This is a genomic window from Paraclostridium sp. MRS3W1 (assembly GCF_032465715.1).
Taxonomy (GTDB): Bacteria; Bacillota; Clostridia; order Peptostreptococcales; family Peptostreptococcaceae; genus Paraclostridium; species Paraclostridium dentum.
Map to the genome: position 1 here is coordinate 1 of NZ_JAWDJM010000168.1, position 12,605 is coordinate 12,605.

The window sequence follows — 12,605 nt, forward strand, 5'->3', positions numbered from 1 at the left end:
CATTTAAAACACCCCTTTTTATTAGTATAATATATATATTCCCTTAAGTTCAATATATAAACTAATTTAATAAAAATAATCATTATCATTTTTGAAAATAAGTTTTACCAATATTAAAATTTTACTTTTTATGATATTTATGTAATTATATTATTAAATTAAACAAATTAGAAAATTATATTTTTAGAATTAATAATTGGTAACAATTAAAAAATAGTTGTCAGGAGATAAGTTATGGAAGTGACATTCATGCATAAAAATAGAGAAATAAAATTTAATATAATTTATAGAAAAAGGAAAACAATGAGTCTAGAAATTAAAAGAGATGGGATTATTAATGTAATTGCGCCTAATGGTTTGGACAAAACCTTTATAGTTGATAAAGTAAAAAATAAATCTGATTGGATAATAAAAAAATTAGAGGAAATTGAAGTTCTAAATAATAATCGATATATAAGAAGTTATAAAAGTGGAGATATATTTTTATATTTAGGTAATGAGTACATATTAGAAGTTTTGGTAGATAAAAGCACAATTGGAACTAGTGTTAGTTTAGAAAATAATAAATTAATAGTTAGAGCCAACTCCAATAATAAAGATGTTATACAACGTGCTTTAAAAAATTGGTATACTGATGAAACATTAGGTATTGTTAAAGAAAGAATAAACTATTATAAGCTCTTTTTTGAAGATACAGTAACCTCTATAAAAATTAAAGATCAGAAGTCAAGGTGGGCTAGTTGTACTTATAAAAATGAAATATTATTCAATTTAAGATGTTCTATGATGCCTATACAAATAATTGATTACATAGTTGTACATGAAATGTGCCATATGGAGCATAGAAACCATTCTAAGGACTTTTATTTAGCTGTGGAAAGAATTTTACCGGATTATAAGGAAAGAGTTAAATGGCTAAAAAATAATGGAGTACGAATGAATTTTTAGAAAATTCTATAAAAATAGTTGACAAAGTATAATAAAGTGTATAATATGTAAAATATAAATAAAATTAAAGGCGAAGAAAAGGAAAGTAACTTTAAGAATACTTTTACAGAGAGCTTTTGTTGGTGAGAAAAAGCAAAGGATATTAAAGTGAAAATGGCCTTGGAGCTGTGTACCGAGATCTTTATGATTTAGGCTACAACGGGTTCACCCGTTACAGTGATAGAGTATAACCAAAATTTTGGCGTACTTGATGAGGTTTGTATTGCGAAATACAAATAAATTAGGATGGTAACACGAATTCAACTCTCGTTCCTAAGATTAAGTTCTTAGGCTCGGGAGTTTTTTTATTCCCAAAATTGAGGTTATGTTAAAACAATAAAAAATGAAGGGAGATTAAACAATGAAAAAAGAAGTAAAAAGAGGTAATCCATTAGCTTTATTACCATTAGGAGTATTTTTAGTATTGTTTGTAGGAAGTGGAATTATAACTGGGGATTTTTATAAGATGCCAGCATTAGTAGCTTTCTTAATAGCAGGAGGTATAGCTTTATTATTTAATAAAAAAGAAAATTTAGAAACTAAGATGAATGTATTTTGTAAAGGTGCAGGAGATACAAATATTATATTAATGGTTATTATATTTTTATTAGCCGGAGCTTTTTCAAGTGTAGCAAAGGCTATGGGTGGGGTTGACTCAACTGTAAATTTAAGTTTGTCAATATTACCATCAAATCTTTTAGTAGCAGGATTATTTATTATAGGATGCTTTATATCAATATCTATGGGAACATCAGTTGGGACTATAGCTGCATTAGCACCGATTGCTCTAGGCGTAGCTCAAAAAACTGGTATTCCAGTTCCGTTAGTAATAGGGGCAGTTGTTGGAGGTGCTATGTTTGGAGATAATCTATCGATGATATCAGACACAACAATAGCAGCAGTAAGAACACAGGGGTGTGAGTTAAAAGATAAATTTAAAATGAACTTTTTAATAGTATTACCAGCAGCTATTGCAACAGCTATAATTTTAACAGTGGTAACACTTGGATATGGGAATGTAGCAACTCAATCTTATGAGTATGATATTATAAAAGTTTTACCTTATATATTAGTTTTAACAGGAGCTTTAATAGGTGTAAATGTATTTGTTTTACTGGGAAGTGGAATATTATTTGCAGGAGCTGTAGGAATACTTTCTAATTCATTTGGTATTTTAGGGTTTATAGGTGCTATATCAGAAGGCTTAGGTGGAATGTATGAACTTAGTTTATTAGTAATTGTAGTTGGAGGAGTTGTATCATTAATTAAGTTTAATGGGGGAATTGATTATATACTACATTTCATAACTAGCAAAATAAAAAGTAAGAAAGGTGCAGAGTTTGGAATAGCAGCATTAGTAAGTGTTATAGACTTATGTACTGCTAATAACACAATAGCAATTGTAACAGCAGGACCTCTAGCAAAAGATATAGCTGAAAAATATGATATTGATCCAAGAAAAACAGCTAGTATATTAGATATATTTTCATCATGCTGGCAAGGTGTAATACCTTATGGAGCTCAGCTATTAACGGCAGCAGGTATAGCTGGAATATCACCAGTTGAAATAATAAAATATCTTTATTATCCAGGATTAATGTTTATTTGTGGAATAGCAGCAATTACTTTTTCACAAGTTGTAGTGAAAAAAAGTAGCTTAAAAGAAAATATATAAATTAGAATAAAACTATAAAAATAAGTTAGCACATAAAATTACTTATATTGTGCTAACTTATTTTTAATTTTCATTATAAAACTATATTTTAGTTAATATAATGGTATCATTTTTAAAATTAATATTATAATCAGCAAATATAACTAAAGTTTCATGAAGTCCGACACTTGAAATAACACCCATTCCTTGTAAAAATGAAATATTAGCCATACCAGAAATCATAGGGGCGAATCCTATAGAACCCATAAATGCTGAATCAGCACTTTTATTTCTTAAGCTGTATTTACATCTATTTCTATCAGAATCTTTAATATTTACGTTATCAAGAACTCTCAATCCTTTTACAATTCTTTTATCAGTTACAGTAATTTTATTTTCTCTATTTTTTAAAGCTAAATCTAATTCAACTTTTGTATCTGCTATATGCATAAAAAATTTCCTTTCTAAAATGTAAAATTATACTAACATTATAGCATGAATGTATATACAAACTAATAAGGAAATTAAAAAAATAAAAAAAATTAAAAGTTATTGAAAATCATTATCAAGAGTGGTATTATTTAAATATGTGATAATTATTTTCAAATGAAATAATAAAACAAGTGAAAAAAGATATTAAAAAGGGGATGGTTTTGTGAATGTAAATAAACTTTCGATAGGAAGTAGTGGAATCGTAGATTATATATTTGGTGAAAATGATTTTACTAAAAGACTGTTAGCTTTAGGATGTATAGAAGGTACTAAAATTACTGTGAAAAAAGTAGCTCCATTAGGAGATCCAATTATAGTAAATTTTAGGGGATTTGATATAGCTTTAAGAAAAAGAGAAGCTGAATATATAAAAATAAAATAGCATTACAGGGGGATTTAATTATGATTAATGTAGCATTGGTTGGTAATCCTAATGTGGGGAAAACTACTGTATTTAATTCAATAACTGGTCTTAGTCAAAAAGTTGGGAATTGGCCGGGAGTTACGATAGAAAAAAGAGAAGGTCATTTTGGAAAAAATATAAATATTGTAGATTTGCCAGGAATTTATGCAATGGATACTTTTTCTAATGAAGAAAAAATATCTAAAAACTACTTAGATGAAGAAAATGTTGATGTAATAGTAAATGTAGTTGATGCAGCTAATTTATCAAGAAACTTATACTTAACAACGCAGCTTATGAAATACAATAAGCCTATAGTAATAATTTTAAATATGGTAGATATGGCAAATTCGAAGGGCATAAAAATTGATCATGAAAAGCTTGAAAAAGAACTTGGAGTAAAGATAGTTCCTATGATAGCAAAGAAAAAAGTTAATGGTGATATTCTTGAAAAAGTCATTTTAGAGAGTTCTAAATCGTTAGTTATATATAAAGAATATCCACATGAAGAATATAAGACCTATAAAGAATTAGAAAAATCGTTAAGTAAATGTATAAGAAATGAAAATGACAATAAGAAAAATTTAAGTGATAAAATTGATGACATAGTTTTAAATCCTATACTGGCATATCCAATATTTATAGGACTATTATATACCTTATTTAAATTTACTTTTGATTGGGTAGGAGGACCGCTGCAAGAATTTTCAGCAGGAGCAATAGAAACGTACATACAAGGACCTGTAAGTGAGCTAATAGCAAATTCAAGTCCGTGGTTTTATTCTTTAGTAGTAGATGGAATTATAGGTGGTCTTGGTGGAGCACTACCATTTTTCCCATTAATATTTGTACTATTTTTAGGTATAACACTACTTGAAGATAGTGGGTATATGTCAAGGATAGCATTTTTAATGGATAAAGTTATGACAAAAGTTGGACTATCAGGAAAAACGTTTATTCCTATGGTTATGGGGCTTGGATGTTCTTCGCCAGCTATAATGGCAACTAGAACATTAGATAGTGAACAAGATAGAAAAATAACTGCTCTTATAGCCCCATTAATGACTTGCGGAGCTAAGTTGCCTATATATGCAATGTTTGTTTCTATATTTTTCCCTAAAGATGCAGCTTTAGTTACAACCTCTCTATATTTAATAGGAATAATAGTAGCTATATTTGTAGCTTTATTTATAACTAGAAGTCAAAACTCATACTCAACTTCACCATTTATAATAGAACTTCCGAAGTATTCTATGCCTACATTTAGCCAGTTACTTAAAAATACTTGGAATAAATCAAAAGGATTTTTAGTAAGAGTGTGTACTATAATGTTTGCAATGTCTATTGTTATATGGGCATTATCATCATTTAATTTTAGTGGATTTACACCTGAAATAAATGAAAGTTTTCTAGCAACTCTTGGAGGATTGGTAGCACCTATATTTGCACCGCTTGGGTTTGGAGATTGGAGAGCAGGAGTTTCTATATTAACTGGACTTTCAGCTAAAGAAATAGTTGTCGCTACAATGGAAATTTTATATGGGGATTTAAATACGGTTCTTCCTACAATGTTTACAGCTGTAACTGCATATGGATTCTTAGTGTTTAGTGCGCTTTACACTCCTTGTATAGCAGCACTTGCAACTATGCAAAAAGAGTATGGGACTAAGATGACTTTAGTATCATTTTTATATCAATTCTTTATTGCATGGGTAGGAGCATTTTATGTATACCAAATAGGTACATTAATTACTACAGGATTTGTTATTGAAAATATAATGGCACTAATTATAGGAACTATAATTATATTTGCAATAGGAATGATTATATTTAAAAAACTACAAAAAACAAATTTAAATAAAGAAGTAGATGTAAAGTCTAAGTTAAAAGCTGTTATTCAATAAAGGAAGAAGGTGAAATTATGAGTGTGTTAGTTTTAGGTGGACATGAATGTATGGAGAAAGATTATAAAAATCTTTTACGTGAAAAAGGTTATAATACGAAAATATATACAAAAATGCCATCTGGTCTTAAAAAAAGAATTGGCAATCCAGATGCTATAGTTTTATTAATGTCAACAATATCTCACAGTATGGCAGAACTTGCTATAAGAGATGCTAAGAGAAAAAAGATACCTGTTATAAAAGTTAAAAACAGTAGTAAAGAAGCTTTTTATGACTGTATAAAAGATATTGATAAATGTATCGGAGATTGTAGTCAATGTAAATTAAAATGCAGAAGCTAGTCAATATGACTAGCTTTTTATTTTTTATTATAATTGAAAACCATATATCTAATATTAAATTTAATAAGTTAGCAAATTGAGATAAAGTTAGAAAAAATACTATCATTTTTCCAATTATTGGTATAATATATGAAATATAATTATAAATAAATCTATAAATTAGGGAAAACATAGATTATTTTTATATATTTTAATTAGGGAGATGGTTTTATGAATAAGAAAAAATTAGTTATAGGTATAATAATATTTGTGCTAATATACGCTATACTTAGTATAGGTATAAAAATAGATAAAAATGGATTTCATGGAGTTATTCATTGGGGAGAGGAATTTATAAATATTTTTTAATTAGAGACAATTGATACATATTAAAGCTGAAACGTAGTTTAATGGGTTTCAGCTTTTTTTATTATATTATTTAATCAATGGAGCAAACTAATCTTAAAATCTATTTTAAGCAGGAGAAACAATAAGATGACAATGATTATAGAGTTAATACTCTTATTAATTAGCACAATTATGATTTGTTTAACTAAAAATTATTTAATTAATTTATGTGGGTTACTACTGTTAATGATGTATGCGATTTATTTTATGAAAAAAGTTTATGTAGTAAAGAAAAAAAGGAATGTTAGAAAAGTTCAAATACCAATTTTGATATTAGGTTATATAGGGCTATATATAAACATAAATGTATTTACTAAAATGGGATTTACTTTAGGTCAGTGGGCTACAAGTTATGGAGGAGTAATTCTAGGCGTAATATATTTTTTTATTTTATCTATTATAATAATACTTTGGACTATTATAACTATTATTTGGGTATTTAGAATTCCAAAAGATTATAATGATTTAAAGTCATCTGTAATTGTTTTTGGAATAATAACATTGGTTTTGTTGAGTAGTACAATTTTTTATGCTAATTTATTTGAGGATTATAATAACTATTATACTTTTATAGATGTAAATGAAAGTAATGGATTATTTTTAAGTGATGGAAGTAGGGTGAAAAGTAAAATTGACTATTTGTATTTTAGTAGTGTTATGATTTTTACAATAGGATATGATGAAGTTAGTATACTAGGTTCTGGATTAAAGATTATAGTTGCGAGTGAAATGTTTGTTTCATATTTATTAATGTGTATTTTTGTTCCAAGCATATTCACATTAATTAGTTCTAGAGAGTAAATAAACGATACTAAAATAGATAAGGAAGTTAAAATATATAAATTTATATATTTTAACTTCCTTATCTATTTTTAATGAAGTTAAATTAAACCTTTAGAAAATCTTTAGATTTATATACTGATTATCTTAAAAAATTAAAGTTATTATATAAGTACAATAAAGATAAAGAAGGAGGTTTTAATAACTTGGTTAAATTTAAAAATGCCTTATGATATTATATATATAGAAAAATAATAAAGTGGGGTAGAAAAAATGAATTTTAATATTTTAGTTGTAGAAGATGAACAAGATATAGCTTATGCAGTAAAAGCTTATTTAAACAATCAAGGATATAATGTATTTATTGCAAATAATGGGGTTGAAGGATTATGTATATTAGAAAAAGAAACTATTCATTTAAGTATAGTAGACATAATGATGCCTAAAATGGACGGAATCGAATTTACCATGAAATTAAGAGAAAATCATGATTTTCCAGTTATAATGTTATCTGCAAAATCTGAAGAAATTGATAAAATAACAGGATTAAATATAGGAGCTGATGACTATATTGAAAAACCTTTTAAACCTTTAGAGCTTTTAGCTAGAGTGAATTCTCAACTTAGAAGGTACAGAAAGTTTTTAAATTTAGTTGAAAAAAATATACCAAATGAAAACATACATACTATAGGTGGTTTAGAACTTAATATAAATACAAAGGAAGTTTGTGTTGATGGAAACTTTGTAAAAACAACTCCTATAGAGTTTAAAATACTTACTTTGCTTATGAAAAACCCAGGAAGGGTATTTTCAGCAGATGAAATATATGAGAAAGTATGGAAAGAAAGAGCTGTAAATACAGATACAATAATGGTTCATGTAAGGAATATAAGAGAAAAAATAGAAATGAACCCTAAAAATCCAAAATATTTGAAGGTGGTGTGGGGCGTTGGATACAAAATTGAAAAACAATAAACTATATGTGAAATTAATAATAGTAATGACAATACTAATAGCGTCAATAGGAATGGTATTATCTTATCAAAGTATAAAAAAGTATAGTAATCATTTTGGATATAATATATATGAATATAATGATGATTTCTCAAGACAGTTAATAGAATCTACATATGGACTTTACTATAAAATTTATGATGAAAATAATGAAAAATCTAGACCTGCAGATCTTATGTTAGAGCTAAAACCTGGAGTGGATACTCACTATGACCAAGAAAAAATGGAAGTTAGAGATGGTTTTGATAATGAGATAAATAATTTTACTGAAAACTTAAATACAGATTTAAAAAATTTAGATTATTATGTTGTTGATAAGTCTAAAAATTTAACTAAAAAAAGTCCAAGTGGAAATTTAGATTTACTAGATAGTAATGAAAAGAAGATTCAAGAAAATTTAAAAGATAAGTATGATTTTTATATATCTATTGACTTTGACGATAAAGGAAATATGAAGATTAACAAACTACATGGAGCAGATGAAAGAACTATCGAATCTAATTTAAACCAAAATAAAAAACCATCTGTATATTTAGGCGAAGATATTTATGAATTGAAGCCTATAAAAAATATGAAGTTTGTATATGGAGTACCTAAAAATTTAAAATATGTTGATAATATACATTATAAAAAAATAAGTGAGCAAGAGCATTCGTACACTATGGCTTCTAGAAATTTTATAAATATAGGAATTGTATTTGTTATTTTGGTTGCACTAATTATTCCATATAAGGAAATCAAAGAGTTAAAAATATTTGAAAAAATAACAAAAATACCAGTAGAAGTAGTTGCATATTTGGTCTACCTATCATTTACCTATGCCTACTTAGCATCTGATTTACTTATAATAAAAACAGTTATGAATAAAGCAATAATAAGTTTTACTCAATTACAATTTACAACTGATATGAATAATATCATTAATTATTTAATTAACTTAATTTACTGGATAGTTTTATTTACTGTAATGTTTACAGGGGTAATTTTATTAAAACACATTATAAAAACTAGACATACAACATACTTAAAAGATCATTCATTAATTTATAAAGGTACAAAATATATAAATAAAAAATTAAGAAAAACAAAAAAATGGATGTTTGACATAGAGTTAGGCAGAAACAATAAAAAGAAAATAGTATCTATGTTAATTCTTAATTTAATTGTAGTAAGCTTGATATCATGTACTTGGTTTTTTGGATTAATATTAGTTCCTATATATACTTTAGTTTTATACTTTATTATAAAGAAGAAGTATCTTTCTATAAATAGAGATTACAATAAATTACTAAATATAACTAAAGAGATAGCAAATGGAAACTTAGGTACAAAATTAAATGATGATTTAGGAACTTTTAATGTATTAAAAAATGAGATAGATAATATTCAAATAGGATTTAAAAAAGCTGTAGATGAAGAAGTTAAAAGTCAAAAAATGAAGACAGAGTTGATTTCTAATGTAAGTCATGATTTGAAAACTCCGTTAACATCCATAATAACTTATGTTGATTTATTAAAAGATGAAAATTTAACTGAAGAAAAACGAAAAATTTATATAGACACATTGGACAGAAAATCTGAAAGATTAAGAGTGTTGATAGAAGATTTATTTGAGGTTAGCAAAGTCAATAGCGGTAATGTACATTTAAATATTATAGATGTAGATGTAGTGTCTTTAATGAAACAGACATTAGTTGAAGTAGATGATAAAATAAAAGCTTCAAATTTAAAAATAAGAACCAATTTTCCAGAAGAAAAATTAATATTGAAATTAGATAGTCAAAGAACATTTAGAGTATTTGAAAATCTGTTAATAAATATAAGTAAATATGCAATGGAGTATTCTAGAGTGTATATTGATATAATAAGTGAATCTGAATTTGTAAAAATAAGCTTTAGAAATATGACAGCTGAAGAGATTGATTTTGATGTAGAAGATTTAGTTGAAAGGTTTGTAAGGGGAGATAAATCTAGGAACACAGAAGGTAGTGGGTTAGGGCTTGCCATCGCAAAGAGCTTTATTGAGCTTCAAGGTGGAACATTTAATGTTAGTACTGATGGAGATTTATTTAAGGTAGTTATAACTTTAAAAAAATAGAAGTGAAATTTGTTATAGAGCTGTAAATTATGTTTAAAGAGTAAGCATGATTTACAGCTCTTAAATTATTAAATTTATATATTTTTAAAATTAATTTTAAAAATATATAAAAAAATTTATTTTAAAAAATAATTTTTAAAAAGAGATTAAAGTATAGTAATATCAAAGGTTTAAAGATAAGAAAAAAGACAGTAAGAAATATTATTACTCTTAAGAATGAGTAAAAAATAACAAACTTTATTGACATATTTTTGAAATTATATTATTCTGTAAAAGTCAATAAATCAAATAACCAAGTAATTAACTTAAAGTCAATTGGAATGGTAGACATACTTAGGGGGGATATGCATGAATAAACTTTTAAGCTCCGTGAAAAGGTTAACATTGTTTTTTATAGGAATGAGTATAATTCAATTTGGAGTAGCGTTATATTTAAAAACAAATATAGGCTCAGATCCATTTACAGTTTTTACACAAGGATTAGCGTGTGCATTAAATAGCATTGGGGTAAACGCTACTACAGGAACTGCAAATAGAATAATCTTAATTGTATTATTTACAATAATATTTTTAGTTCAGAAAAATCACATAAAAATAGGTACTTTAATATGTGTTATTGGAGTTGGGCCAATCATTGATATGGCTGTAAACGTTGTTACATATTTTCCAATTCAACACTATAGTTATATTGGAAAAGTAGGTTTAGTAGGATTAGGGTGTTTTATCATAGCTGTAGGATTTTCTATTCTTTCATCTACTAAGGTAGGTATGGCACCAAATGACATAATACCGTTTATTGTAAAGGATAAAATGAAATTAGAATATCGTTGGATAAGAATGGGAATTGATGCTACATTTTTGATTGCAGGATATTTATTAGGAGGTACAGTAGGACTTGGAACAGTTGTATCGATGCTTATAACAGGTCCATTTATACAAACATGCCTTCCATATGGAGAAAAATTAGTTAACTTTATTTTAAATGAAGAACCTGTAAGAAATAGTGTTGAGGACTTTAACATATAATAAAATAAACAAAGTAGAAATATTATGTTCTAGAAATAATTTTGATAAGTATGAGATAACAGCTAAATCAAGTGCATTTTAATAAAAAAGAGTTGCCATCAATTAAAGGCAACTCTTTTTTAAGTTAGAAAAATTATAATTTTAAAAATATATATAAAATAAAAACTTAGATCTATTATTAAAGTAAGATTTTAAGATAGTATATTTATAAACATTATTATAGAAGGTATTGCAACTAGATCAATTAAAAAAGCGCAGACAATTGGTATCGTGAAAAATGCTTTTTCTGAGTAACCATACCTACTACATATTGAATTCAAGTTAGCAAGTGCATTTGGAGTAGCACCAAGTTCATGACCTATAAATCCACCAACCATTACTGCTGCATCATAATCCTTACCTAATAATTTAAACATTACAAATATAGTAAATAAAACTATAAATAATACTTGCATTAAAACTATAATCAACATAGGTAATCCGAGTGTTTTTAATTCCCAAAGTTTAATACTCATAAGGGCCATAGTTAAAAATAAATTTAAACTTATATCACCTAAAAGTTCGAAACATGAGTAGTCAACATCTACAAATTTAAATTTATCATTACTATTTCTAAATAACATAGCAACTAAAATCCCACCTACATACTCAGGTAATGCATAACCTGTTATTTTACCTATAAAATTGCTAACAACATATCCTAATGACATACACGTAGTCAATATGAAGATATGTTTAATAAATTCTGAAGAATCCAATTTTGATGATACTTTAGAATCAGATGCTATTGCAATTTCACTATTGATATCGTCTTCAATTTCCATATGATTATGTAAGTTGTTTGAAAGAGAATCATTTGGTTTTAATTTATACTTCTCAATTAAAAATTTGGAAGTTGGAGCTCCTATAAATCCCCCACAAATAAGCCCTAATGTTGCAGCGGCAAGACCTATAGTATTAGCACCTACAACTCCCATTGATTCTAAAGTTGGACCGAAAGTTGCACTAGTTCCATGACCACCACCCATAGATATAGCCCCACACATAAGTCCAAGCAATGGGTCAAGTCCTGTTAGTAGTGCACCCAATAATCCTATAATATTTTGAGAAAATATAAGTATTATACAAAATATCCAGTAAATCAGTACAGACTTACCACCCTTTTTAATAAGGCTAAAACTTGCGCCTATACCTACGGTAGTAAAGAAAGCAACCATAAATGTAGATTGTAAGCTAGTGTCCAATACAATAGTTAATATATTAAATTGATTAAGTAAAAAAACTAAAAGCGCAAAAAATATACCTCCTATAACTGGTCCAGGTATACAGAGTCTATCTAAAATTGAGATTCGTTTTTTTACTATTTTTCCTAAAATTATTAAAAAACATGTTAATGCAATCGTAGCAGCAATGTTTAAATTAAGATTAAGGATTCCGTTAATTTTGTAAAGTTCCATCAAATCACTCCTTATTTAATTTAGTTAGATATTAGATTATTATACTATAAAATGATATGAAA

The 12,605-nt window shown here is 26.6% G+C and carries 12 protein-coding genes and 1 other annotated feature; of the genes, 10 read left to right on the forward strand and 2 right to left on the reverse strand.

From position 1 onward, the window contains the following. Positions 1 to 234: 234 nt before the first annotated feature. Together RWY47_RS14055 and RWY47_RS14060 are read left to right on the forward strand one after the other, a co-directional pair. The gene (locus RWY47_RS14055) at positions 235 to 948 is read left to right on the forward strand and encodes a M48 family metallopeptidase (RefSeq protein WP_168932244.1); all 714 of its coding nucleotides are present in this window, start codon (positions 235 to 237) and stop codon (positions 946 to 948) included. A gap of 64 nt (positions 949 to 1,012) precedes the next feature. Continuing rightward, positions 1,013 to 1,265 (forward strand) — a binding site (T-box leader). 83 nt (positions 1,266 to 1,348) lie between these two features. Further along, the gene (locus tag RWY47_RS14060) at positions 1,349 to 2,662 is read left to right on the forward strand and encodes a Na+/H+ antiporter NhaC family protein (protein ID WP_150842992.1); all 1,314 of its coding nucleotides are present in this window, start codon (positions 1,349 to 1,351) and stop codon (positions 2,660 to 2,662) included. A gap of 81 nt (positions 2,663 to 2,743) precedes the next feature. Here RWY47_RS14060 and RWY47_RS14065 read toward each other — a convergent pair whose 3' ends face one another. Further along, the gene (locus tag RWY47_RS14065) at positions 2,744 to 3,091 is read right to left on the reverse strand and encodes a hypothetical protein (protein WP_150842991.1); all 348 of its coding nucleotides are present in this window, start codon (positions 3,089 to 3,091) and stop codon (positions 2,744 to 2,746) included. Between the two features lie 205 nt (positions 3,092 to 3,296). Between RWY47_RS14065 and RWY47_RS14070 the strand changes: the two genes are divergently transcribed. The 8 genes from RWY47_RS14070 (at position 3,297) to RWY47_RS14105 (ending at position 11,086) form a co-directional block, all read left to right on the forward strand. Next, complete coding sequence (locus RWY47_RS14070) at positions 3,297 to 3,515, forward strand: FeoA family protein (protein ID WP_021431076.1); 219 nt, start codon at positions 3,297 to 3,299, stop codon at positions 3,513 to 3,515. Between the two features lie 20 nt (positions 3,516 to 3,535). Next, on the forward strand, positions 3,536 to 5,440 hold the full coding sequence (gene feoB / locus RWY47_RS14075) for a ferrous iron transport protein B (RefSeq protein WP_168932245.1): 1,905 nt from the start codon (positions 3,536 to 3,538) through the stop codon (positions 5,438 to 5,440). Between the two features lie 17 nt (positions 5,441 to 5,457). After that, positions 5,458 to 5,781 (forward strand): DUF2325 domain-containing protein, encoded by a 324-nt coding sequence (locus RWY47_RS14080; RefSeq protein ID WP_150842988.1) that lies wholly within the window; start codon positions 5,458 to 5,460, stop codon positions 5,779 to 5,781. A 210-nt stretch (positions 5,782 to 5,991) separates the two neighbouring features. Further along, positions 5,992 to 6,129: a hypothetical protein gene (locus RWY47_RS14085; protein ID WP_160165085.1), complete on the forward strand. Its 138-nt coding sequence runs from the start codon at positions 5,992 to 5,994 to the stop codon at positions 6,127 to 6,129. A gap of 126 nt (positions 6,130 to 6,255) precedes the next feature. Beyond that, the gene (locus RWY47_RS14090) at positions 6,256 to 6,969 is read left to right on the forward strand and encodes an ion channel (RefSeq protein ID WP_150887386.1); all 714 of its coding nucleotides are present in this window, start codon (positions 6,256 to 6,258) and stop codon (positions 6,967 to 6,969) included. Positions 6,970 to 7,221: 252 nt separating this feature from the next. Further along, a complete protein-coding gene (locus RWY47_RS14095) occupies positions 7,222 to 7,923 on the forward strand; it encodes a response regulator transcription factor (protein ID WP_021433324.1) in 702 nt (233 codons plus the stop codon). Then, positions 7,898 to 10,060: a HAMP domain-containing sensor histidine kinase gene (locus RWY47_RS14100; RefSeq protein WP_224170198.1), complete on the forward strand. Its 2,163-nt coding sequence runs from the start codon at positions 7,898 to 7,900 to the stop codon at positions 10,058 to 10,060. The genes RWY47_RS14095 and RWY47_RS14100 overlap by 26 nt, the downstream gene beginning before the upstream one ends. 348 nt (positions 10,061 to 10,408) lie before the next feature. Beyond that, a complete protein-coding gene (locus tag RWY47_RS14105; RefSeq protein ID WP_148550179.1) occupies positions 10,409 to 11,086 on the forward strand; it encodes a YczE/YyaS/YitT family protein in 678 nt (225 codons plus the stop codon). 191 nt (positions 11,087 to 11,277) lie between these two features. Here the strand turns inward: RWY47_RS14105 and gltS are convergent, their stop codons facing one another. Then, positions 11,278 to 12,543, reverse strand: coding sequence for a sodium/glutamate symporter (gene gltS, locus RWY47_RS14110; RefSeq protein ID WP_224170199.1), 1,266 nt, complete (start codon positions 12,541 to 12,543; stop codon positions 11,278 to 11,280). Positions 12,544 to 12,605 lie beyond the last annotated feature (62 nt).

Coding starts and splice junctions, on each gene's coding strand:
- RWY47_RS14055 (WP_168932244.1), top strand. CDS start 235: ATGGAAGTGACATTCATGCATAAAAATAGAGAAATAAAATTTAATATA.
- RWY47_RS14060 (WP_150842992.1), top strand. CDS start 1,349: ATGAAAAAAGAAGTAAAAAGAGGTAATCCATTAGCTTTATTACCATTA.
- RWY47_RS14065 (WP_150842991.1), bottom strand. CDS start 3,091: ATGCATATAGCAGATACAAAAGTTGAATTAGATTTAGCTTTAAAAAAT.
- feoB (WP_168932245.1), top strand. CDS start 3,536: ATGATTAATGTAGCATTGGTTGGTAATCCTAATGTGGGGAAAACTACT.
- RWY47_RS14080 (WP_150842988.1), top strand. CDS start 5,458: ATGAGTGTGTTAGTTTTAGGTGGACATGAATGTATGGAGAAAGATTAT.
- RWY47_RS14085 (WP_160165085.1), top strand. CDS start 5,992: ATGAATAAGAAAAAATTAGTTATAGGTATAATAATATTTGTGCTAATA.
- RWY47_RS14090 (WP_150887386.1), top strand. CDS start 6,256: ATGACAATGATTATAGAGTTAATACTCTTATTAATTAGCACAATTATG.
- RWY47_RS14095 (WP_021433324.1), top strand. CDS start 7,222: ATGAATTTTAATATTTTAGTTGTAGAAGATGAACAAGATATAGCTTAT.
- RWY47_RS14105 (WP_148550179.1), top strand. CDS start 10,409: ATGAATAAACTTTTAAGCTCCGTGAAAAGGTTAACATTGTTTTTTATA.
- gltS (WP_224170199.1), bottom strand. CDS start 12,543: ATGGAACTTTACAAAATTAACGGAATCCTTAATCTTAATTTAAACATT.